At 73.3% G+C, this 22,337-nt stretch carries 18 protein-coding genes; 9 read left to right on the top strand and 9 right to left on the bottom strand.

Going from position 1 to position 22,337, the window contains the following annotated elements:
* Nucleotides 1-54: 54 nt before the first annotated feature.
* The 5 genes from BSL84_RS17530 to BSL84_RS17510 form a co-directional block, all read right to left on the bottom strand.
* Entirely contained in the window at nucleotides 55-2,814 is a 2,760-nt protein-coding gene (locus tag BSL84_RS17530) for an ABC transporter permease (RefSeq protein WP_079273459.1), read from the bottom strand.
* A 101-nt stretch (nucleotides 2,815-2,915) separates the two neighbouring features.
* The gene (locus tag BSL84_RS17525; RefSeq protein ID WP_030037458.1) at nucleotides 2,916-3,662 is read right to left on the bottom strand and encodes an ABC transporter ATP-binding protein; all 747 of its coding nucleotides are present in this window, start codon (nucleotides 3,660-3,662) and stop codon (nucleotides 2,916-2,918) included.
* Nucleotides 3,663-3,687: 25 nt separating this feature from the next.
* Nucleotides 3,688-4,338 carry a PadR family transcriptional regulator gene (locus tag BSL84_RS17520; protein ID WP_030037457.1) on the bottom strand — a complete coding sequence of 217 codons (651 nt, stop codon included), beginning with the start codon at nucleotides 4,336-4,338 and terminating at the stop codon, nucleotides 3,688-3,690.
* 83 nt (nucleotides 4,339-4,421) lie between these two features.
* Nucleotides 4,422-5,039, bottom strand: a complete 618-nt coding sequence (locus BSL84_RS35515; RefSeq protein WP_075970705.1) for a hypothetical protein — start codon at nucleotides 5,037-5,039, stop codon at nucleotides 4,422-4,424.
* A 144-nt stretch (nucleotides 5,040-5,183) separates the two neighbouring features.
* A complete protein-coding gene (locus BSL84_RS17510) occupies nucleotides 5,184-6,845 on the bottom strand; it encodes a protein kinase domain-containing protein (RefSeq protein WP_075970704.1) in 1,662 nt (553 codons plus the stop codon).
* A gap of 230 nt (nucleotides 6,846-7,075) precedes the next feature.
* Here BSL84_RS17510 and BSL84_RS17505 point away from each other — a divergent pair, with 230 nt between their 5' ends.
* Entirely contained in the window at nucleotides 7,076-8,662 is a 1,587-nt protein-coding gene (locus BSL84_RS17505; protein WP_075970703.1) for a protein kinase domain-containing protein, read from the top strand.
* Between the two features lie 131 nt (nucleotides 8,663-8,793).
* Here BSL84_RS17505 and BSL84_RS17500 read toward each other — a convergent pair whose 3' ends face one another.
* Nucleotides 8,794-9,453: a response regulator gene (locus tag BSL84_RS17500; protein ID WP_030029277.1), complete on the bottom strand. Its 660-nt coding sequence runs from the start codon at nucleotides 9,451-9,453 to the stop codon at nucleotides 8,794-8,796.
* Nucleotides 9,454-9,779: 326 nt separating this feature from the next.
* Between BSL84_RS17500 and pdhA the strand changes: the two genes are divergently transcribed.
* The 4 genes from pdhA (at nucleotide 9,780) to BSL84_RS17480 (ending at nucleotide 14,482) form a co-directional block, all read left to right on the top strand.
* On the top strand, nucleotides 9,780-10,979 hold the full coding sequence (gene pdhA, locus BSL84_RS17495; RefSeq protein ID WP_030029278.1) for a pyruvate dehydrogenase (acetyl-transferring) E1 component subunit alpha: 1,200 nt from the start codon (nucleotides 9,780-9,782) through the stop codon (nucleotides 10,977-10,979).
* A 5-nt stretch (nucleotides 10,980-10,984) separates the two neighbouring features.
* A complete protein-coding gene (locus BSL84_RS17490) occupies nucleotides 10,985-11,965 on the top strand; it encodes an alpha-ketoacid dehydrogenase subunit beta (protein ID WP_030029279.1) in 981 nt (326 codons plus the stop codon).
* A 13-nt stretch (nucleotides 11,966-11,978) separates the two neighbouring features.
* Nucleotides 11,979-13,421 carry a dihydrolipoamide acetyltransferase family protein gene (locus tag BSL84_RS17485; protein WP_075970702.1) on the top strand — a complete coding sequence of 481 codons (1,443 nt, stop codon included), beginning with the start codon at nucleotides 11,979-11,981 and terminating at the stop codon, nucleotides 13,419-13,421.
* Nucleotides 13,422-13,546: 125 nt separating this feature from the next.
* A complete protein-coding gene (locus BSL84_RS17480; RefSeq protein ID WP_079273227.1) occupies nucleotides 13,547-14,482 on the top strand; it encodes a GNAT family N-acetyltransferase in 936 nt (311 codons plus the stop codon).
* A 63-nt stretch (nucleotides 14,483-14,545) separates the two neighbouring features.
* Here BSL84_RS17480 and BSL84_RS17475 read toward each other — a convergent pair whose 3' ends face one another.
* Together BSL84_RS17475 and BSL84_RS17470 are read right to left on the bottom strand one after the other, a co-directional pair.
* A complete protein-coding gene (locus BSL84_RS17475; protein ID WP_045320593.1) occupies nucleotides 14,546-14,956 on the bottom strand; it encodes a PPOX class F420-dependent oxidoreductase in 411 nt (136 codons plus the stop codon).
* Between the two features lie 74 nt (nucleotides 14,957-15,030).
* Nucleotides 15,031-16,236, bottom strand: coding sequence for a DUF1266 domain-containing protein (locus BSL84_RS17470; RefSeq protein ID WP_075970701.1), 1,206 nt, complete (start codon nucleotides 16,234-16,236; stop codon nucleotides 15,031-15,033).
* 340 nt (nucleotides 16,237-16,576) lie between these two features.
* Here BSL84_RS17470 and BSL84_RS17465 point away from each other — a divergent pair, with 340 nt between their 5' ends.
* The gene (locus BSL84_RS17465; protein ID WP_030029007.1) at nucleotides 16,577-18,472 is read left to right on the top strand and encodes a C1 family peptidase; all 1,896 of its coding nucleotides are present in this window, start codon (nucleotides 16,577-16,579) and stop codon (nucleotides 18,470-18,472) included.
* 15 nt (nucleotides 18,473-18,487) lie between these two features.
* Nucleotides 18,488-18,808, top strand: a complete 321-nt coding sequence (locus tag BSL84_RS17460) for a hypothetical protein (protein ID WP_030029008.1) — start codon at nucleotides 18,488-18,490, stop codon at nucleotides 18,806-18,808.
* Here the strand turns inward: BSL84_RS17460 and BSL84_RS17455 are convergent.
* A complete protein-coding gene (locus tag BSL84_RS17455; RefSeq protein WP_107484816.1) occupies nucleotides 18,780-19,970 on the bottom strand; it encodes a DUF418 domain-containing protein in 1,191 nt (396 codons plus the stop codon). The genes BSL84_RS17460 and BSL84_RS17455 overlap by 29 nt on opposite strands.
* Nucleotides 19,971-20,203: 233 nt before the next feature.
* Between BSL84_RS17455 and BSL84_RS17450 the strand changes: the two genes are divergently transcribed.
* Together BSL84_RS17450 and BSL84_RS17445 are read left to right on the top strand one after the other, a co-directional pair.
* Complete coding sequence (locus BSL84_RS17450; protein ID WP_075972137.1) at nucleotides 20,204-20,854, top strand: GntR family transcriptional regulator; 651 nt, start codon at nucleotides 20,204-20,206, stop codon at nucleotides 20,852-20,854.
* Between the two features lie 41 nt (nucleotides 20,855-20,895).
* The gene (locus BSL84_RS17445) at nucleotides 20,896-22,335 is read left to right on the top strand and encodes an MFS transporter (RefSeq protein ID WP_079273226.1); all 1,440 of its coding nucleotides are present in this window, start codon (nucleotides 20,896-20,898) and stop codon (nucleotides 22,333-22,335) included.
* Nucleotides 22,336-22,337 lie beyond the last annotated feature (2 nt).

The raw sequence follows: 22,337 nt of genomic DNA, 5'->3' as shown, positions 1-22,337 counted from the left end.
TCACTCGGTGTGCCCCCGTACAGGCGTGATCCACCCTGTACGGGGGCACGGGACTCAGCCCGCGGCCCGGCGGGCCAGGGCGCCGCTGGAGCGGGTGACCAGCGCCGCGAGGAGGGCCGCGCCCAGCGGGACCACGACGACCAGTTGGGCGAGGGTCTCCCACGGCACGGCGATCGGAACGAACGGCACGGACTCGCCGGCCAGGGCGTAGCCCTCGTCGACGGCGCGCTGGGCGAGCGCCTCCAGCTCCCTGCGCTGCGTCAGGCGCAGGCCGACCGCGGGCAGGATCCCGGCCGCCGAGCCCAGGACGACGCCCATCAGGGCCACCACCCCGCACTGGAAACCGCTCAGGGTCCGCCGCACCCGCGGCGGGGCGCCCACCGCGGCCAGGGTCTTCAGGTCGGCCTCGGCGTCGGCCTGGGAGAGGCCGGTGGCGATGCCGGCCGCGCCGATGGTGATCAGGCCGGCGAAGACGGTCAGGGCGAGCAGGATCAGGTTGTCGTCGCCCTGGTAGCCCTCTTCGATGCTCAGGGAGGCCTCCACGCCCATCCGGTCGATGTCGCCGGCGATCCTCTGCCGCTGCTCGGAGGAGGCCGTGCCGTCGAGGGCGAAGTACGAGCCGATCGGGGCCGTGGCCAACCCCGTGGCCTGGACGGCCGCGGGCGGCAGGACCAGTTCGACGCCCCAGCTCTCGGTGCCCTCCGGGGCCACGTGGACGGGGATGGCCTTGTCCACGCCGACCGGGTCCCTGTCCGGGCCGGTGAAGGGGCCCTCGGAGTCCGGTCCGGAGATGATCCGCAGAGTGATCCTGCCGTCCTTGACCTGGCGCTTGTCGAAGGCGACGGCCCGGCCTTCCTTGAGCGCGGCCACGGTGCCCGGATCGGTGATCGCGAGCACGCCCAGCAGCTTCTCGTCGGCGACGACCGTGGGGTGCTGCACGTGTCGCCGGGGCTCCTGGCAGCGCCAGTCCTGGCGCAGCCGGCGGGCCTCCTGTTCGGTGAAGGCGTCGGGGCCCGCGGGGTCTTCCCAGAGCGGGCACCGCTGGTCCTTGGGCGTGATGATCTCGGCGCGCCCGCAGGCCGGGTCCGTGGAGTAGGTGTCGCAGCCCGGCATGCCGACCACCAGCCTCTCCACGTCAGCGCGCCGGGCCACCGGGAGCTGTTTGGTGAGGGACTCGCGCAGGGCGGGGACCTCCTTGTAGGCGCTGTTCTCGGAGGTCAGCAGTCGGCCGGTGCCGTGCGGCAGGTCGGCGACGTACTCGTGCCGGCTCTGGATGACGCTGCTGTGCTGGTACGTGGCCACCGCCACCGTGCCGGCGACGGCGGCCAGCACCGCGGCCACGGCGGGCGCCGTACGGCCCCGGTTGCGCACGGCGTCGCGCAGCGCGAGCCGCGGGGAGAGCGGCAGCAGGCGTCCGAGCCGGCCGAAGAGGCCGACCAGGGCCGGGGTGAGGGCGACGACGCCCAGTTCGGCGAGGGCGCTGCCGCCCGCCACGACGGTGGTGCCCATGTCCGCCGCGCCGCCGTAGAGGGCGATGGCGGCGCCGGCGGCGACGGCGACCAGGCCGACGATGGGCAGCACCCGGTTGGAGCGGCGCACACCGCGGCGGCCGGTGAGCGAGGCCAGCACCGTCTGCCGGGAGGCGGTGACCGCGGGGACGATCGCGGACAGCAGTCCGGTCACCACGGCGAGCACGGCGATGCCGGCCAGTTCCAGCGGGCGGAAGTCGAGGCCGCCGAAGCGGTTGCCGAGCTGCTCCTCAAGGACCGGCTGGAGCACGATGGTAAGGATGATGCCGATCGCGGTGCCGCAGACGGCGGCCGCGGCTCCGATGACCAGGCCGCCGGAGAGCACGATGGAGCGGATGTGGCGGCGGTTGCCGCCGTTGGCGCCGACCAGGCCGAGCTGGCGGCGCGAGCGGCGGGCGCCGACCGCGAAGGCCGGTCCGGCGAGCAGGCAGATCTCCAGCATGGCGAGGCCCACGATGGTGGCCGCGATGGCCATCTTGGCGGCGCCGCCGGCGTCCCGCTGGAACTGCTCCTTGGGCTCCTGCCGGTAGAGGGGGACGTCGGCGTCCGCGGGCGGGTCGTTGGCGACGGCGCGGGAGATGACGAGCAGGGACTTGGCGTTGGCCGCCTGGACCATGTTCCACGTGAAACCGTCACCGCCGACCTTGACCAGGTAGGAGTCGTCCGGGTTCAGCCCGGTGCCTCCGGAGGCCTTGAGCGCCTTGTCGAGCGGGGCGATCAGGCTCCCGGGCGGGGCGGTGACCTGCTCCGTCTTGAGTTCCTTCGGCAGCTCGTACGCGCCGACGATCTTGTACGCGGAGGTGGCGCCGCGCGGGGTGACCGAGGAGCCGACGAACAGGCCGGAGTTCTCCAGGAAGGCGTTGGTCGCGACGACCTCGCCCGCCCGTTCGGGCAGTCGGCCGCGGTCGAGCGTGACCAGGCCCTGCGTCAGCGGGTCGTGCAGGTCGATCTCGCGCAGGTCGGTGTCGAGCAGGCCGTGCTTGGTGCGGACCTTGCCGTAGCCGGAGGAGTCCTTCAGGAGCCGGGTGCCGGGCGGGAGCGCGGCGGCCACCTGCTCCGGGGTCACCTCCTCCGGCTGCGACGGGACGTAGACGTCGTCGTAGCCGCCGACGGGCACGTAGCGCGATCCGTCGGGCACCTGGTAGACGGGTCCGCCCGCCAGCGAAACGCGGACCCGGGCGTCGGAGGCTCCGACCACACGGCTGACGGACTGGTCGGGGGAGAGTTCGGCGCTGCGCAGGGTGAGGTCGGCGGCGCTCATGCCGACGACCGGCAGGGCGATCATGGCGAGGACCAGGGAGCTGCGGCCCTTGGCGCGCCAGGCGTCGCGGCGGGCGATGCGCAGGGCCGCCACCCAGGAGTGGTACCAGCCTCGGAGCGAGGAGTTCACTGGCCGCCCGCCTGCCCCGAGAGGAGGGAGTCGGCGTGGCTGCGCAGGGTCTCGTCGACGACGCTGCCGTCGCGCAGGAACACCACGCGGTCGGCCCACGCGGCGAAGCGAGGCTCGTGGGTGACGAGGACCCCGGCGGCGCCCGCGTCGCAGCGGGAGCGCAGCAGGCCCAGGACGGACTCGCCGGTCTCGGAGTCGAGGGCGCCGGTGGGCTCGTCGGCGAGGACGAGGCGGCGGTCGCCGACGAGGGCGCGGGCGATGGCCACGCGCTGCTGCTGCCCGCCGGACATCTCGTCGGGGAAGCGGTCGGCGAGGATGCCCAGGTTCATCTCGGCCAGCGCCGCGAGGGCGGCGGCGCGGGCCTTGCGGGCCGAGGTGCCGTCCAGTTCGAGCGGGAGGGCCACGTTCTCGGCGGCGGTGAGGGCCGGGATGAGGTTGTAGTCCTGGAAGACGTAGCCGATGCTGCGGCGGCGCAGTGCGGCCATCTGCTTGCGGCTCGCGGTGGTGAGGTCGGTGCCCTCGACCAGCACCCGGCCGCTGCTGGGGGTGTCGAGGCCGCCGGCGAGGGTCAGCAGCGTGGACTTGCCGGAGCCCGAAGGGCCCATGACGGCGACGAGTTCGCCGGGGTGGACGGCGAGGTCGATCCCGCGCAGGGCGTGCACTTCGGTGGCGCCGCTGCCGTGGGTGCGGACGAGCCGCTCCAACCGCAGTACGGGTTGCCGGGACTGGCGCTGGTCGGACATGAGGGTTCCCCCCTGGAACGGTGGTTCAGGCGCGCCGCGTACGGGCGGTGCGGGGCCGGTCGGTTGAGGTCGGGGCCGTGGTCTCGGCGGCGGCCTGGGGCGGTTGGGGTGCGGCGGCTCTCCGGTCGGCCGTCTGGGAGAGCCGGACGAGCCGGGCTTCGCAGTGGTCGAGCCAGCGGGCCTCGGCCTCGGTCTGGAAGATCAGCTGCTCCAGGACGAGCAGCCAGGCGACGTCGTCGCGTTCGCGGGACTGCGCGCTCTCGACAGCCGCGAGGGCGGTGGCCTTGAGCCGGGTGTAGTCCTGCATCGCGCGGATCGTGGCGTGCCGCTGGGACTGGATGACGGCGCGGATGTCCACGCCCGGGGCGCCCACGGCCATGGCGAGCTTGATGGACAGCTCGTCGCGGGGCGGGTTGGCCCGGTCGACGGGGCGTTCGTACCACTCGTGCAGCTCGGTGCGGCCGGTGTCGGTGATGGCGTACAGCGTGTGGCCCGCGGCGTCCTCGCCGTCGGGTGCGACGAGGCCGTCGCGTTCGAGGCGGGCGAGGGTCGTGTAGACCTGCCCGACGTTGAGCGGCCAGGTGGAGCCGGTCCGGGATTCGAACTCGGTGCGCAGCTGGGAGCCGTACCGAGGACCCCGTTCCAGTAGGGCCAGAAGCCCGTGACGGATCGACATACTCGGTATGTATACCGAGTATGTTCACGCAGGGCAACCATTCAGGGGTGGGCTTCGGGCCGGGGCGAGGGGGTGGGCAGGTGTCACGCGCCCCGGCGCAGCCGTACGCCCAGATAGCCCAGACCCAGTCCCATCAGGGCGAATCCGGTGCCCAGCGGCAGTATGTGCGCGGCCAGGTCCGCCGCGCGGTCGTTCGGCTCGGTGCCGAGTGCGGTGACCGTGTCACGCACCGTCGGGGCGGCCGCCGTGGGCCGCGCCTGCGCCTCAGGCGGCCACTGGGACCGAGGGGGCGGCGGAACCGGCGGGACCGGCGGGGATGGCGGGGACGGCGGTGCGGGCTCCGTGCGCGGGCGCACCGGCAGCGGCCGGGAGGCGATGAGCAGCTCCGGGTTGGCGGGCTCGGCGGCCGGTCGCCCGGGCCGTTCGCGGCCGACCCCGGCGGGGCTGCCCGCCAGCTCCTCGCGGGCGTCGCCGTCGTCGCTCTCGTCCCTCTCGAAGGCCGCGGTGCGCTCCTTCCGGGGTGCCTGCGCCATTCGGGCCGCCTGGGCCGCGTGGGCTTGCCGGCCCGCCTGCTCGGCGGAGGTGCGGTGCGCGGCCCCCGGGCCGAGGGGGCCGGCGTACACGGAGGCCGCGGGCGCCAGGGCGGCGGCGGCCAGCGCCGCGCAGGCCAGCCAGTGTGACGGGCGGAAGCCTTGGATCACGGGGAGCCCCTCCCGTCCCGAGCGGCCGGCGTGCTCGCTGGAGTCAGCGATGCGCTCAGACTTACATGGTGGGGCAAAAGCGGCATCCCGGACGCCCTGTCGGGGGTCCGGGATGCCGGTGTGTCGTGTGGCCGCGCCGGTCGGCTACTCCGGATTGCCGGTGGACACGGTGAGCGTGTACTCCGTGCCCTCCTTGTTGATCTTGTCTCCGGCGGCCGGGGACTGGCTCAGCACCGTGTCCTTGCCGTACACGGCCTCGTCCTTCTCGACGATGTTGTACTTGCCGCCGGAGGCCTGGATGCAGGCCTTCACCGACAGCAGGTTCTTGTACTTGAGGTCCGGCGCGATGTACTTGCCCGCCTCGCTGTAGTGCTTCGTGGGCTCCGAGCACTTCTTCGGGTCGATCGTGCGCGTGACGTCGGGGCCCTTGAAGCCGGCCTTCGCGGACGCGGACGTGGAGGCCCCCGGATCGGCCGTGGTGCCGCCCTCCTTGTCGTTCCCGTTCATCGAGATCGCGGCGATCAGGCCGCCGACGGCCAGCAGCGCCACCACGACCGCGCCCACGACCACCGGCGTGTTCCGCTTGCCGCCGCCGGAGCCGGACGGGCTCGCCCCGCCCGCCGGGGAGATCGTGTACGGCGGCGGGGTCGGCGGCGCGTACTGCTGCTGCGGCGGGGGCGTGTGCGGGTAGGCGTAGCCGCCGCCCTGCGCCGCGTGCGGCTGCGGAGCGGGCGTCGGCGCGTACGGGGCCGGCGTCGGGCTGTGCGGCGCCTGGTACGGCTGCTGGAGCGACTGCGGCGGCGCCTGGACGCCGGAGTCCACCGGCGGGAACACCGCCGAGGACACGCCCGCGCCGCTGCTCAGGGGCCCCTGGCCCTGCACGATGACCGGTGCCCCGGTCTGGCCGGTGCCCAGCACCCGGGCGACCTCGTCGCCCATGGCCGCCGCCGTCGGGAAACGCTCGTTCGGGTTCTTCTTCAGCGCACGCGCCACCAGCGCGTCCATCGCGGGCGTCACCGACCGGTTGATGGAGGACGGGGCGACCGGCTCCTCCTGCACGTGGGCGTAGGCGATGGCCAGCGGCGAGTCCGCGTCGAAGGGGATCCGCCCCGTCAGCAGCTGGAACAGCATGATGCCGACGGAGTACAGGTCGGAGCGGGCGTCGACGCCGCGCCCCAGGGCCTGTTCGGGCGAGAGGTACTGCGGGGTGCCGACGACCATGCCGGTCTGCGTCATCGAGGTGACGCCCGACTGCATGGCGCGGGCGATGCCGAAGTCCATCACCTTGACCACGCCGCGCTTGTTGACCATCACGTTGCCGGGCTTGATGTCGCGGTGGACGAGCCCCATCTCGTGGCTGGTCTCCAGGGCGGCCAGCACGTCGGCCGTCACCTTCAGCGCCTTGTCCGCCGGCATGGCCCCGTACTGCCGGATGTCCGCTTCGAGCACCGAGCCGAGCGGCTTGCCCTCCACGTACTCCATGACGATGTACGGCATCACCGCGCCGTCGCCGGAGCGGCCCCCGCCGAACGTCACTTCGCCCTCACCGGTGTCGAAGACCGAGACGATGTTCGTGTGCGACAGTTTCGCTACAGCCTGGGCCTCGCGGCGGAACCGCTCGCGGAAGGACTGCTCCCGGCCGAGGTCGCTGTGCAGCGTCTTGATGGCGACCTGCCGGTCGAGCGCCGAGTCGTACGCCAGGTACACGGAGGCCATGCCGCCGGCCCCCAGCAAGTCCCTTAGCTGGTAACGGCCACCGGCCAGAGAGCCGCCCGCGTACTGGCCCTGAGTGCCGTCCTGGCTCATGACTGTTGCTTCCCCTCGGCGTATGTCCCCGCGCACCTGGCGTGGCGCACGTGGCGCCCAGTCTGCCCCAGGGCAAGCACACGTCAAGCCAGGTGCCCGTTCCGTGACCACACGTGCACACGGTGGCCTTGTCCGAACGGTGACCGGTTCGGAGGCTGTAGCGTTCACCGGAGCACCAATAAAGAGGACTACCGCTGAGCGGCGGCCGAGAGATACGACGGCGAGGACTGATGGCACCCGAACCCGAGGGAAACGGCGCCGGGATGACCGACGGTCCTGAGCACTGGGGCGACGGCGGCCTGGTGGGCGACGGCCGTTACCGGCTGACGCACCGACTGGGCCGCGGCGGGATGGCGGAGGTGTTCGCGGCCGAGGACGTACGCCTCGGGCGCACCGTCGCCGTGAAGCTCCTCCGCGCCGACCTGGCCGAGGACCCGGTGTCCAAGGCCCGCTTCACCCGCGAGGCACAGTCGGTCGCCGGGCTGAACCACCACGCCGTCGTCGCCGTGTACGACTCGGGCGAGGACCGGGTCGGCCCGAACACCGTCCCGTACATCGTGATGGAGCTGGTCGAGGGCCGCACCATCCGCGACCTGCTCATCAGCGCCGAGGCTCCGGGCCCCGAGCAGGCGCTCATCATCGTCTCCGGCGTGCTCGAAGCCCTCGCGTACTCCCACCAGCACGGCATCGTGCACCGCGACATCAAGCCGGCGAACGTCATCATCACCGACGCCGGCGCCGTCAAGGTGATGGACTTCGGCATCGCCCGCGCCCTGCACGGCGGGCAGGCGACGATGACCCAGACCGGCATGGTCATGGGCACCCCGCAGTACCTCTCGCCCGAACAGGCCCTCGGCAAGGCCGTGGACCACCGCTCCGACCTGTACGCGACCGGCTGCCTGCTGTACGAACTCCTCGCGCTGCGGCCGCCGTTCACCGGCGAGACCCCGCTGTCGGTGGTCTACCAGCACGTCCAGGACGCGCCCGTGCCCCCCTCGCAGCTGCCGGAGGGCCACCACATCCCGCAGGAGCTCGACGGCCTCGTCATGCGCTCCCTCGCCAAGGACCCGGACGACCGGTTCCAGAGCGCCGAGGAGATGCGCGGGCTGGTCCAGTACGCGCTCCAGATGCTGCACGACCAGGGGCCGAACACCGGTACCTGGAACACCGGCCCGGTCACCATGGCGCTGCCGCACGGCCGCGGCGGAGCGGCCCCCACCACGGCCATGCCCGTGGGCGGGGGAGCCGGGTACGCCTCGCACGCCTCGACCTCGCAGTTCCAGCAGCCGATGGTGCCGCCGTTGAACCCGGACGACGGCACGGCCTTCCCCGGCGGCCCGGGCGGCGGCCACGGCGGCCACAGCGGCGGCTACGAGGTCTACGACGACCGGGGCGGCAGCGGCGGCCGCTGGAAGATGTGGCTGTTCGCGCTGCTGGCGATCGTCGCGATCGCGGGCGGCGCGGCCTACGCCGTCAACAACGTGGGCGGCGGCGGCAAGGGCGGCGAGAAGCAGGACCCGGGGACCAGCCAGACCTCCCCCAGCGCCAAGCCGAGCGCGTCCGACTCGCCCGACGCCACGCAGTCGCGTCAGACGACGGACAACACGCCGTCGAACAACGACACCCCGCCGCAGACCACCCGGCCCCGGACGCAGACCGCGAGCCCCTCGGCCACGCCGTCGGCGTCGCAGTCGCCGAGCGCGTCGGCGACGAAGTCCGCGACGGCGTCGTCGTCGGCCAGCCCGACCAAGAGCGCCCCGGTGACCGGGCCCCCCACCAAGTCCCAGCCGCCGCCGGGACCGGACAGCGCGGAGTGAGTACGGCAGGGTAAGGCGACGGGCCCGGCGGAATTGATTCCGCCGGGCCCGTCCGCTTACAACACCCGCTCGGAGGACGGGTCGAACACGTCGCCGCCCGAATTGCAGAGCCGGAACAAAGAGTTCCGCTGCTACCGGTTCTGCACCTGGAGCCGGGCCACATAGGCCGCGGCCTGGGAGCGGCGCTCCATGCCCAGCTTGGACAGCAGGCTGGAGACGTAGTTCTTGATGGTCTTCTCGGCCAGGTGCAGGCGCTCGCCGATGGCGCGGTTGGTCAGGCCCTCGCCGATCAGGTCGAGGATCTTCCGCTCCTGCTCGGTGAGGTGGGCGAGCCGGTCGTCGCCCCTGCCGCCCTTGCCGTCGCGCAGCCGCTCCAGTACGCGGGCGGTGGCCACCGGGTCCAGCAGGGACTTCCCGGCGGCGACGTCACGCACGGCGGTGAGCAGCTCGTTCCCGCGGATCGCCTTGAGCACGTAGCCCGAGGCGCCGGCCATGATCGCGTCGAAGAGGGCCTCGTCGTCGGCGAACGAGGTCAGCATCAGGCACTTGACGTCCTCGTCCAGGGAGCGCACCTCGCGGCAGACCTCCACTCCGCTGCCGTCCGGCAGCCGTACGTCGAGGACGGCCACGTCGGGACGGGTGGCGGGGATGCGGACCAGCGCGTCGGCGGCGGTGCCGGCCTCGCCGACGATCTCGATGTCCTGTTCGACGGACAGCAGCTCGTGGACGCCCCGACGGACCACTTCGTGGTCGTCCAGGAGGAATACCTTGATTTTTCCGTCTTCGCGCACGAAGTCAGTTTCACACACTCACCCCTTCCCTGCCGGAGTTACCCGGGATAACGTGCCGTTGTTCCCGGCCCCTGCAAGGCTGTGACCAGTGGTTGTTCCCGTCGCTGCGCATTTACTTGGAAATCCAAGCAAAAACGCAGGTCAAACGGGGTTTCGCAGTTATGCGGCGCACTGGGTAACGTGCATTGCGCAGGGCACTCGCCGGGACGCCTGTCACGCCTGAATCCCGTACGCGACGCGCACCCACCCCGTGCGCTCGTTACGGATGCAGGTGAGCCGCACTGGACCCCGGAGAACCCGGGTGCCGGACCGACGGAGGAGCACAAGTGACCGTGGAGAGCACTGCCGCGCGCAAGCCGCGACGCAGCAGCGGCACCAAGCGGGCGGCAGGTGCGGCGAACGCCGCCAAGCCCGCCGCTGCCACCGCGCAGACGCAGGACGCTGAACCTCAGCTCGTACAGCTGCTGACGCCCCAAGGGGACCGGGTCGACAACGCGGAGAACGCGGAGTTCGCATCCTTCGTCGCAGACATCACCACCGAGGACCTGCGCGGCCTGTACCGCGACATGGTCATGACCCGGCGCTTCGACGGCGAGGCCACCGCCCTGCAGCGCCAGGGAGAGCTGGGCCTGTGGGCCTCGCTCCTCGGCCAGGAGGCCGCGCAGATCGGCTCCGGCCGGGCGCTGAACGACGCGGACTACGTCTTCCCGACCTACCGCGAGCACGGCGTGGCCTGGTGCCGCGGGGTCGACCCGACCAACCTGCTCGGGATGTTCCGCGGCGTGAACCACGGCGGCTGGGACCCGAACCTCAACAACTTCCACCTCTACACGATCGTCATCGGCTCGCAGACGCTCCACGCGACCGGTTACGCGATGGGCGTGGCCAAGGACGGCGCGGACGCCGCCGTTATCGCCTACTTCGGTGACGGCGCCTCCAGCCAGGGCGACGTCATGGAGGCCTTCAACTTCTCCGCGGTCTACAACTCCCCCGTGGTGTTCTTCTGCCAGAACAACCAGTGGGCGATCTCCGAGCCGACCGAGCGCCAGATGCGCGTGCCGCTGTACCAGCGCGCGCAGGGCTTCGGCTTCCCCGGCGTCCGCGTCGACGGCAACGACGTCCTGGCCTGCCTGGCCGTGACCCGCTGGGCCCTGGACCGGGCGCGCCGAGGCGAGGGCCCGACCCTGGTCGAGGCGTTCACGTACCGCATGGGCGCGCACACCACCTCCGACGACCCGACGAAGTACCGGCGGGACGAGGAGCGGGCGGCCTGGGAGTCCAAGGACCCCATCCAGCGCCTGAAGGCCCACCTGCTCGCCACCGGCGGCGCCGACGAGGCGTTCTTCGAGGAGCTGGAGGCCGAGAGCGAGGCCATGGGCAAGCGCGTGCGCGAGGCCGTGCGCGCCATGCCCGACCCCGACACGATGGCGATCTTCGAGAACGTCTACGCGGACGGGCACGCGCTCGTCGACGAGGAGCGCGCCCAGTTCGCCGCCTACCTGGCGTCCTTCGAGGGTGGGGAGTGACCACCATGGCCATCGAGAAGATGTCGATCGCGAAGGCGCTCAACGAGTCGCTGCGCAAGGCCCTGGAGCAGGACCCCAAGGTCCTGATCATGGGTGAGGACGTCGGCAAGCTGGGCGGTGTCTTCCGGATCACCGACGGGCTGCAGAAGGACTTCGGCGAGGAGCGGGTCATCGACACCCCGCTCGCAGAGTCGGGCATCGTCGGCACCGCCATCGGCCTGGCCCTGCGCGGCTACCGGCCGGTCGTGGAGATCCAGTTCGACGGTTTCGTCTTCCCCGCGTACGACCAGATCGTCACGCAGCTCGCGAAGATGCACGCCCGCGCCCTGGGCAAGATCAAGCTGCCGGTCGTCGTGCGCATCCCGTACGGCGGCGCGATCGGCGCGGTCGAGCACCACTCCGAATCCCCCGAGACGCTGTTCGCGCACGTCGCGGGCCTGAAGGTGGTCTCCCCGTCGAACGCGAGCGACGCCTACTGGATGCTCCAGCAGGCGATCCTCAGCGACGACCCGGTGATCTTCTTCGAGCCGAAGCGCCGCTACTGGGACAAGGGCGAGGTCGACACCGAGGCCATCCCGGGCGAGCTGCACAAGTCGCGCGTGGTGCGCGAGGGATCCGACCTGACCCTGGCCGCCTACGGCCCGATGGTGAAGGTCTGCCTGGAGGCGGCGGCCGCGGCCGCCGAGGAGGGCAAGTCGGTGGAGGTCCTGGACCTGCGCTCGATGTCCCCGGTCGACTTCGACGGGATCCAGGCGTCGGTGGAGCGGACCCGCCGGCTCGTGGTCGTCCACGAGGCGCCGGTCTTCCTCGGTGTGGGCTCGGAGATCGCCGCCCGCATCACGGAGCGGTGCTTCTACCACCTGGAGGCGCCGGTGCTGCGCGTGGGCGGCTTCCACGCCCCGTACCCGCCGGCCCGCCTGGAGGACGAGTACCTGCCGGGCCTGGACCGGGTGCTCGACGCCGTCGACCGCTCGCTGGCGTACTGAGGAGCCACGTTCCATGACCATCCGCGAATTCAAGATGCCCGACGTGGGCGAGGGCCTCACCGAGGCCGAGATCCTCAAGTGGTACGTCCAGCCCGGTGACACCGTCACCGACGGCCAGGTCGTCTGCGAGGTCGAGACGGCCAAGGCGGCCGTCGAGCTGCCGATCCCGTTCGACGGCACCGTGCACGCGCTCCTCTTCGAGGAGGGCACCACGGTCGACGTCGGCCAGGTGATCATCTCGGTGCAGACCGGTGGCGCCGGCGCCGAGGCGCCCGTCCAGACGGAGGCCGCGCCCGTCGCCGAGGCCGCCCCGGCGGCTCCGGCCGCCGAGGAGCCCGCCGCCGAGGCCCGCCAGCCCGTCCTGGTCGGCTACGGCGTCTCCACCGCCTCCACCAAGCGCCGCCCGCGCAAGGCGACGGCGGCCACGGCCGCGCAGAACGGCACGGCCGCCCCGGTGGCGGCTCCCGCGGCCCCGGCCGCCGCGCCGGTCCTCCCCGCGGTCCCGGCGCAGCCCGGCGGTGAGCGCCCGCTGGCCAAGCCTCCGGTCCGCAAGCTCGCCAAGGACCTCGGCATCGACCTGGCCACGGTGGTGCCGACCGGTGACGGCGGCGTCGTGACCCGTGAGGACGTCCACGCGGCGGCCGCCGCGGCGCTCGCCCCGCAGGCCGCTCCCGCCGCGGCGGCCCCCGTCGCGGCGCAGGCCCAGGCTCCGGCGGCCGAGGCGGCCGTGGCCGCTCCGGTGGCCGAGCCGTCGGCGCGGGAGACCCGTATCCCGGTCAAGGGCGTCCGCAAGGTCACCGCCCAGGCCATGGTCGGCTCCGCCTTCACCGCGCCGCACGTCACCGAGTTCGTCACCCTCGACGTGACCCGCACGATGAAGCTGGTCCAGGAGCTCAAGGACGACCCGGACCTCGCGGGCTTGCGGATCAACCCGCTGCTCCTGATCGCGAAGGCCGTCCTGGTGGCCATCCGCCGCAACCCGGACGTCAACGCGTCCTGGGACGAGGCGGCCCAGGAGATCGTGCTCAAGCACTACGTCAACCTGGGCATCGCGGCGGCCACGCCCCGCGGGCTGATCGTCCCGAACATCAAGGACGCCCACGCCAAGACCCTGGGCGAGCTGTCGGAGTCGCTGTCCTCGCTGGTCGCCACGGCCCGCGAAGGCAAGACCTCCCCGGCCGACATGCAGAACGGCACGATCACCATCACCAACGTCGGCGTCTTCGGCGTCGACACCGGTACGCCCATCCTGAACCCCGGCGAGTCCGCGATCCTCGCGGTCGGTGCGATCAAGCTCCAGCCGTGGGTCCACAAGGGCAAGGTCAAGCCGCGCCAGGTCACCACCCTGGCCCTGTCCTTCGACCACCGCCTCATCGACGGCGAGCTCGGCTCGAAGTTCCTCGCCGACATCGCGGCGGTCCTGGAACACCCGCGCCGGCTGATCACCTGGTCGTAGCGGATCCAGGGCCCAGGCCCAGGGCACGAAGGCGGCGGCCGGTCTCCCCGAGGAGGCCGGCCGCCGGCCGCTCGCGCCCCTGAAATCCCCTGGCCGGCCCACGGGCCGCGTGTGATCATCTGCGGATGCTCTTCCGCGCTGCCACCGCAGACCCCGCAGACCTGGACCGAGCCGTCGCCCACCCGGCCGACGGCCCCGTCCCCGCCCTGACCGCCGAGAAGATCCGCGAGGAACTCGCCGGGAACCGGATCCGCCCCGAGTGGATCTGGACCGCCGAGGACGAGGACGGCAGGATCCTGGCCCGGGCCCTGTGGTGGGGCCGGGCCGACAGCGGGCAGCCGATCGCGCTCGACTGCCTCCAGGTGGGTGCGTCGGTCGCCGACCCGGCCGCGGTCGCCGCCGGGCTGCTGGACGCCGGGCACGCCGCCTTCGGCAAGCGGCCCGGCTACAACATCTCCCTGCCCCGAGGCTGGCGCGACGACCCGGAGCTGGCCGCTGCGGTGGCCTGGCACCGGGAGGCCGCGCACCGGACCGGCCTGACCCGGGAGATCGAGCGCCTGCGCTACGAGTGGACCCCGGCGGCCGGGACGGCGCGGCCCACCGGCCGGCTCGTCTTCCGTGAGGGCACCGACGAGGAGATGCTGGACGCCTTCGTCCGGCTCTCCCAGGGCAGCCTCGACCTGGCCACGCGGCACGAACTGGAGCTGATGGACGCCGAGCAGCTGGCCCGCGAGGACTTCGACTTCTACCGCGACTGCCCCGGCGAGCGCTCCTGGTGGCGCCTGGCCCACCTGCCCGACGGCCGCCTCGCGGGTCTGGCCGTGCCCTCCGCCACCCCGTACCACCGCAACGTCGGCTACCTGGGCGTCGTACCCGAGCAGCGCGGCCGGGGCCTGATCGACGAGATCCTCGCCGAGATCACCCGCTTCCACGCGGCGGCGGGGGCAGAGCGCATCACCGCGACCACGGACACCGTGAACCTGCCGATGGCCGCCGCCTTCGACCGCGCCGGCTACGAGGTCAGCGAGATCCGCCTCGTCCTGGAGGACCCGGCCCGCTGAACCTTCGCGGCCCAGGGGTGTCGTCAAAGTCCCGTCCGGGTGGGGCTACTTTGACGAGACCTCCTAGCGTGCGGCGTTGCCGAGGACCTTGGCCGGGGTGATGCGCAGGATTACGCGGACGTCCTCCGGCGGGGCGTCCTGGTACTCCTTGCCGGCGCCCGGGCCCATGTACTCCTCGGCGATGCGGACGGCCACCGCCCGGCCGACGTCCTCGGTGACGGTGGCCGTGCCGCGGATCTCGGCGTAGCGGAAGGGGTCGGCCAGGTCGAAGACGGTCAGGCCGACGCGGCCGTCGCGCACGATGTTGCGCTCCTTGCGGCGGCCCCGCTCGGTGGAGACCAGCAGCTCGTCCCCGTCACGGGTCACCCAGACCACGGAACTCTGCGGGCTCCCGTCGGGGTTGATGGTCGACAGGACGGCGGGGTGCGGCGCGTCGAGCAGCCCGCGCACGGTTTCGTTCAACTCAACAGTCATGGACGGCAGGCTAGTTGCGATGGGCCGCGGGATGCGGCCGGACGGCGGCCGCGGCGGCGACTACCCGAGGTCGGTCACGCCCAGGGGATGTTGCGCCACGGGCTGGCGGGGTCGGTGGTCAGCGTGACGTGGGCGGCGAGGGCGCCCGTGTACCAGGTGCCGAACTCCTCCTCGTCGAAGTGCAGGCACCGGCCCAGCACGTACCCGGCGGAGAACTCCTCCCACGAGCGGTACGTCTGGCGGGCGGACTCACCGGCGCGCAGTACGGCCTTCTCCGCCTCGTGGAGGGTGCCGTAGCGGCAGCCGATGCCCCAGCGGGCCATCTGTGAGGCGCGGCCGAGGTCCCAGGCCTCGACGGAGCGGACCCAGCCGTCCTCGGGGAGCAGCCCGTCGGCGCGGAAGCGCTGTTCGTAGCGGGCTATCCGGCCGATGAGGCGCTTGACGCCCGCTATCTCGCCCTCGACCTCGGCGGTGGGCCGCGGCCGGGCGACGGTGACCCCGTCGGGGGTGAGCTGCGGCTCGGCGGCCCGCTCGGCGTTGCGGCGCATGCTCGCCTCGGCGGCGTGCCGCCAGTGCTCGACGTCCACGGGTCCCGCGAAGTCGGAGGCGAGGACGCGGCGCACGCGCAGCGCGAACTCCCAGACCGGGCTGACCACCGAGGTGTTCAGGAGTTCTTCGAGGGTGGCGAGCCAGTCGGCCCGGTCGGTGATGCCCCAGCTCTTCGCGACGCGGCGGCGCTCGTGCCGGTAGCCGCTGCCGTGGTAGGCGAGGGCGTTCCAGAACTCGCCGTTGGTGACGGCGAGATGCGCCCCGACGGCGAGGCCGTGCGCGATGTCCCCGTGCAGGGGTCCGCCGGTGAAGAGGGCGTGGACCTTGCCCGCCGGCAGCCCGTAGTGGGGCGCGGCGTCCGCGTGCGCCCGCCAACGGGCCAGGTCGGCGGGCGTGGTGGTGAGGTACGCCTCGGCGGGTGAGCCCGGGTTCACGGCGAGGAAGGCGGGGTCGCCGGCGGCCCACACCTTGGAGAACCAGCCCAGGCTGCGGGACTCGAAGACCGTCTCGGGAGTGGGCGCGGGCAGCATCCCGGCGGTGCGGACGACGAGCATCCGGTCCGGGGTGGGGTGGAAGAAGACCGAGTCGGGGTGCGCGTCGGCCTGCACGCGGGGCTGTGCCAGGTAGAGCTGGGCGCGTGCGAGCACGTCGAAGTAGGCGGCCCAGTCGCCCGCGGTCTTGGCCTCGTACAGCTCTCTCTCGATGACGCTCGGAGCGATCCAGGTGCCCATACGGGGACCTTATACGGACCTCCACCGGCGCCGGCCGGCCCGTTCCGCCTTGCCGCGGGTACCGTCGTCAGGGCAGCGGGGACGCGGGAACGCAGGCCAAAGAGGTTGGGGCATGGGGCGGTTCGGGTCCTCTCCGGCCCGGATCCGACGGGCCGTCGACGCCCGCTGATCCGCCCGCTGATCCGCCCGCTGAGCCGTCGGCTGAGCCGTCGGCGGCAGCGGCGGAGCGCATGCCCCCCGCGTGCCACCGCGCGACCGTGCGGACCCCCTTGACGACCCCCGGCGGGCAGGGGACGCTCCCCGGATCTCGGATCCGAACGGTTGCAGCTGGGGGGCCGCCATGCCGCAGGAGTCTGTTCAGTCGGTGGGGGAGCTGCGCGCGCGGCTGCGCGCGCGGGGGGCGCGGTGGTCGGTCCTGGAGCACCTGGCCGACGACGAGCCGGTGCCACGGCCCTCGCTCGGTCTGGAGCCCGGGGCGAACCTGACGACCGCCGCGGAGGCGGGCACGATCGATCTGCGGGGACTCGTCGGGCACCCGAGCGGCAATCCGCACCTGACCCGCCGACGCGCCGCCCACGGGCTGCTCGCCGGGGCGGGGGATCCGCTCCCCGGCGCCCGGCCCGCCGCCGTGGACTGGCGCAACCGCTGGGGCTGGCCCTGGATCACCAAGGTGAAGGACCAGAACCCGTGCGGTTCCTGCTGGGCGTTCGGCGCCGCCGGCCTGGTGGAGTCCATGGCCCGCATCGAGCACGACGTGTGGGCGGAGCGCTCCGAGGGCGACGTCCACGACGGCCTGCGCTTCAGCTGCGGGCAGGGCAGCAACCCCGAGACCGCCCTCGACTGGATCACGGCGAACGGCGGTCTCGCCGACCCGGACTGCTGGCCGTACAGCATCCCGCCCGCCGGGCTGCCGGCCGCCCGCCGCGACGCCTGGCGCGCCGAGTACACGCCGAGCTGGGACCGGTCCGGCCGGACCGTGCGGGTCACCGACTACGTCCGGCTCGGCGACGTCGAGCAGCAGAAGGTGTGGCTGGACACGGTCGGCCCGCTGACCGCCTGCTTCGACGTCTACGACGACTTCTTCGCCCTCGGCTCGGGGGTCTACCACCGCACGAGCGACCGGCTCGCCGGCGGGCACTGCGTGCTGGTCGTGGGCTACGACGACGCGGCGGGCTGCTGGCTGTTCAAGAACTCCTGGGGCACGGGCTACCACGTCGGCGGCTACGGCCGGATCGCCTACGGCGAGGTCGGCATCGACCACTGGGCCAAGTGCGGGCTGCGCGGCACCAACCCGGACCCGTGGACCAAGCGCCGTCTGCACACGGGCAACGTCTACGAGAGCGGCAACGGCCGCGCCCACCGCAACTTCGAACTCCTCGCCACCACCGGGGGCGGCCGGCTCCAGCACTGGTGGCGCGAGGGCGACGCGCCCTTCGCATGGGCCCGCGCGGGCACCTTCGCCGGTGACGCCTCCGGCCAGCCCGCCTTCACCGGGACCACCTACAACCGCAACATGGAGTCCCTGCACGTCACCCCGGGTGGCCGGCTGCGCCACTGGTACTACGAGCAGTCCGCCGGCGTGTGGCGCGACGGCGGCGCCTTCGGCCCGGGGGACGCGGCCGTCGGCTCCACCCCGGCGTTCATCCAGAGCGACTACGGCAAGCCCGGCAACTTCGAGGTCGTCGTACGCACCGCCGACGGCCGGCTGAACCACTGGTGGCGGATCAACGGCGCCCCCTGGACCTGGAACGACGGGGGCCGCTTCGCCTCCGGCATCGCCCACTACGGCCCCGCCCTCGTCCAGACCCGCTCGCGCCACCTCGACCTGGTCGCCGCCCGCACCGACGGCCTCATGCAGCTGTGGTGGCGCGACGACCCCGACGGCTTCGCCTGGCGCCCCGGGGAGGTCTTCGGCAGTGGCACGCCCGCCACCTCCGCGCCCTGCCTGATCGAGGGCCAGTACGGAGCCGCCGACGAGGACACCGCCGGGAACTACGAGCTGTGCGTGGCCGTGGCCGGCGGGCAGGTCGAGCACTGGTGGCGCGGCAACGCGGGCGGCTCGCCGTGGCGGCGCGGTGCGGTCTTCGGCCACGACGTCGCCTCGGTCACCGGGATGCTCCAGGGCAGCTTCGGGTTCAATCTGGAAGTCGTCGTCCTGCGCACCGACCGCCGCCTCCAGCACTACTGGCGCGACGGCGCGGGCTGGCACGAAGGGCCGGTGATCGGCCCCGTCTGAGAGGACCGGGCGGGCGTGGAGGTACGCAGTGTCGTGCTCAGCCCCGGTGAGCCGTACGAGCTGCGGCTCACCGGTCGCGGGGCGCGCGGCTACGTGTGGACCTGGCAGGTCACGGGGGACCCGGACGCGGTCTCGGTGGCCCAGGCCGCGGCGGCGGGCGGCGGCCCGCCCGGGGCGGCGGTGGAGCTGTGCTACGTCGTACGGGCCCGGCCCCCGGGCGGGGGCCGGGCCAGGATCCGCTTCGCGCAGGTCCGGCCGCCCTATCCGGACGAGGCCCCGTACGACGAGTTCGTGCTGGACGTGCGGGTCACGCCGGCGAGCGGCGGCGCGGGCTGAGGACGGCGTGCTGCAGGGCCTCCAGCGGGCCGCGGTCGAAGCGGCGCAGCCACAGCCACGATCCGGCCGCCAGGGTCAGGCTCACGCCCGCCCACAGGCCCATCACCCACCAGGGGCCGCTGCCGGCCTGCCGGCCGGCCAGGCCCAGCCCGACGCCGTAGCAGAGCAGCATGCACAGCAGGTTCTGGGCGACGTAGCAGGACAGTGCGGTGCGGCCGATGGAGCCGAGGGCGCGGGTCGCCGGTCCGCGGATCCAGAGCCGGTCCAGGGCGACGCCGATCAGGCCGATGTAGCCGAGGGCGAGCAGCGGCGCCGCCCCGTAGCGGCCGAGGAGGTAGAAGTCGCCGCCGCCGAGGGTGGTCGCGGCGTTCAGCGGAAATCCGAGGCCCAGGCCCCAGGCGGCCAGCCGGGCCCGGATGCGCCGGCCGCCGTCGGTGGCGGCGAAGGCGCCGGCCCGGTGCAGGCGTACGCCGAGGAGGAAGAGGAAGACCAGCAGCCCGAAGGAGATGACGGGCTCGATGCGCAGGGGGAGGAAGTGCTCCAGGCGGAAGGCGACCTGCGCCGGCCAGCTCCCGTGGGCGTAGAGGTCGACGGCGGCCTGGTCCGGGGCCTTCGGTGCGCCGTCCGGCCGGGCCGCCGCGTCGAGGGTCAGCAGGCCCATCAGGGCCAGGTGCACCCCGCCGGCCGTCCACATGGCCGCACGCCGCACCTTCTCGGAGCGGGCCAGCAGCCAGGCGACGAGCAGGGCGGTCACGGCGTACCCCATCAGCACGTCCCAGGCGAAGACGAGGACGAAGTGGACGGTGCCCTCGGCGAAGAGGAAGGCGGCGCGCTTCGGGTAGCGGCCGGGCCACGGCTCGCCGCGCCGTGCGGCCGAGTCGTACTGGATGGCCAGACCGACCCCGAACAGGACCGTGAGCAGGGCCAGGAACTTGCCGTCCGCGAGGAAGCGGAAGACGGCTTCGGCGATGTTGGCGGCGGACGGGTCGGTGAGTGCGTCGGGCGCCTTCAACCCCGCCTGGAGCACGCTCCACTCCGAGCCGGGGGAGGCGAAGATCCAGACGTTGGTCATGAGCGTGCCGAGGATCGCGGCGCCGCGCAGGACGTCGAGAAGGGGGAGCCGGGTGGTCGTGCGGGCCACCGGGGCGAGGGTGTCGGCCATGTCTCCAGGCTCCCGGCGCGTGCGGCCGGATACGTCCTGCGGGCGGACGAAGGCCCGGTACATCCTTCGGTGCAGGCGCCGGCGGACGGGGTCGGAGAATGACCGGTTCCGCCTCCTGCCACGGACCGATGTCCTGCCGGGGGCCGATGCCCTGCCACGGACCGATGTCCTGCCGCGGTCCACACTCCGGACGGGACCAGGCCTTGCATGCCTGTTGTATCTAAGCTGTGCCCATGCCCGCCGCCACCAGCACCGCGACCGCCGCCGACCGCGTCTACCGCCACGTCAAGCACGCTGTGCTCGAACGGCGCTACGAAGGCGGCACGCTCCTCACCGAGGGCGAGCTCGCCGAGGCGGTGGGGGTGTCCCGCACCCCGGTCCGGGAGGCGCTGCTGCGCCTGGAGACCGAGGGGCTGCTGAAGCTGTATCCGAAGAAGGGGGCCCTGGTCCTGCCGGTCTCGGCCCAGGAGATCAACGACGTCCTGGAAACCCGGCTGCTGGTCGAGGAGTTCACCGTGCGCAGGGCCGTGCCTGCCCCGCCCGGACTGCTGGACCGGCTCGAAGCGCTGCTCGGCGAACAGCGCCGGCACGCCGCGGCGGGGGACCTCGACGCGATGACGGCGGCGGACCGGGGCTTCCACGCCGAGATCGTGCGCAGCGCGGGCAACCAGATCCTGTGCCGGCTCTACGACCAACTCCGCGACCGGCAGCTGCGGATGGGCGTGGCCCTGCTGCACGCGCACCCCGACCGGCTGGAGCGGACGCTGGCCGAGCACGCCGAGATCCTGGCCGCGCTGCGGGCCGGGGACGCCGTGGCGGCCGCCGCAGCGGTGCGCGGGCACATCGGCCGGGTCGAGTCGCTCGTGCGCGGACCGGGCCTGTGAGCACCGGGGCGGGGGACGCGGGGCCTGGGGGCGGGGGGTCTGTGGGCGCCGGGCCTGCGGGCGCCGGGGCAGGGGTTGCCGCGCCCGCGGCCGCCGGGCAGGCGCAGGATCCGCCGGGAGGCGGGAAGGCCGTCGCCGTCTGGTGCATCGGCGTCGCCGTCTACTTCGTCGCGGTGATCTTCCGTACCAGCCTGGGCGTGGCCGGTCTCGAAGCGGCGGACCGCTTCGGTGTCAACGCCTCCGCCCTGTCCGCCTTCTCCCTGCTCCAGCTCCTCGTCTACGCGGGCATGCAGGTCCCCGTCGGCCTGATGGTGGACCGGCTCGGCACGAAGAAGGTGCTGACGCTCGGCGCGGTGCTCTTCACCGCCGGGCAGCTCGGCTTCGCGCTCTCCCCCTCCTACGAGGTGGCCCTGGCCGCCCGCGCGCTGCTCGGCTGCGGCGACGCGATGACCTTCATCTCCGTGCTGCGGCTCGGCACCCGCTGGTTCCCCGCCCGGCGCGGGCCGCTGACGGCGCAGCTGGCCGGGCTGGTCGGCATGGCGGGCAACCTCGTCTCCACCCTCGTCCTCGCGCCCGTCCTGCACGGGGTCGGCTGGACCGCGGCCTTCGCCGGGAGCGCGGCGGCCGGGCTGGTGGTGCTGGTCCCGCTGGTGCTGTTCCTGCGCGACCATCCGGAGGGCCACGAGCCGGCGCCGGCGGCGCGGCCGGGAGGGGCGGGCGGGACCGGCGGGACCGGCGGGACCGGCGGGGCGGGCGGGGCGGGCTTCGTACGGCGCCAGATCAGGGAGTCCTGGAGCGAGCCCGGCACCCGGCTCGGCCTGTGGGTGCACTTCACCACGCAGTTCCCCGCGATGGTGTTCCTGCTGCTGTGGGGCATGCCCTTCCTGATCGAGGCGCAGGGGCTGACGCGGACCACCGCGGGCGGACTGCTCACCCTCGTCGTCGCCTCGAACATGGCGCTCGGGCTGGTCTACGGCCAGATCATCGGCCGCCGCCAGTCCACCCGGATACCCCTCGCCCTGGGGACGGTCGGCCTGACGGCCCTGCTCTGGGGCGCGGTCCTCGCCCACCCGGGAGGGCACGCGCCGATGTGGCTGCTGACCACTCTGTGCCTGGTGCTGGGCGGCTGCGGCCCGGCATCGATGATCGGCTTCGACTTCGCCCGCCCCGCCAACCCGGCCGAACGCCAGGGCACCGCCTCCGGGATCACCAACATGGGCGGTTTCATCGCCTCGATGACGACCCTGCTGACGGTGGGAGTCCTCCTCGACGCCACCGGCGACGACTACCGCATCGCCTTCTCGACGGTCTTCGTGCTCCAGGTGCTCGGCACCAGCCAGATCCTGCGCCTGCGCCGCCGGGCACTGGCCCGTGAGGCGGCCCGCGGCCGCGTCACCATCCCGGCGCAGGCGCCCGTACCGGCACCCGTACCGGCGCCCGGCCGCCCGGAGGCCGGACCGCGGCCGCGCTCCACCGCCTGAGC

The sequence above is a fragment of the Streptomyces sp. TN58 genome (assembly GCF_001941845.1).
In the GTDB taxonomy this organism is placed as follows: domain Bacteria; phylum Actinomycetota; class Actinomycetes; order Streptomycetales; family Streptomycetaceae; genus Streptomyces.
The sequence above is the reverse complement of the archived record's forward strand: the minus strand, read 5'-3'. Positions and strand labels throughout refer to the sequence as shown.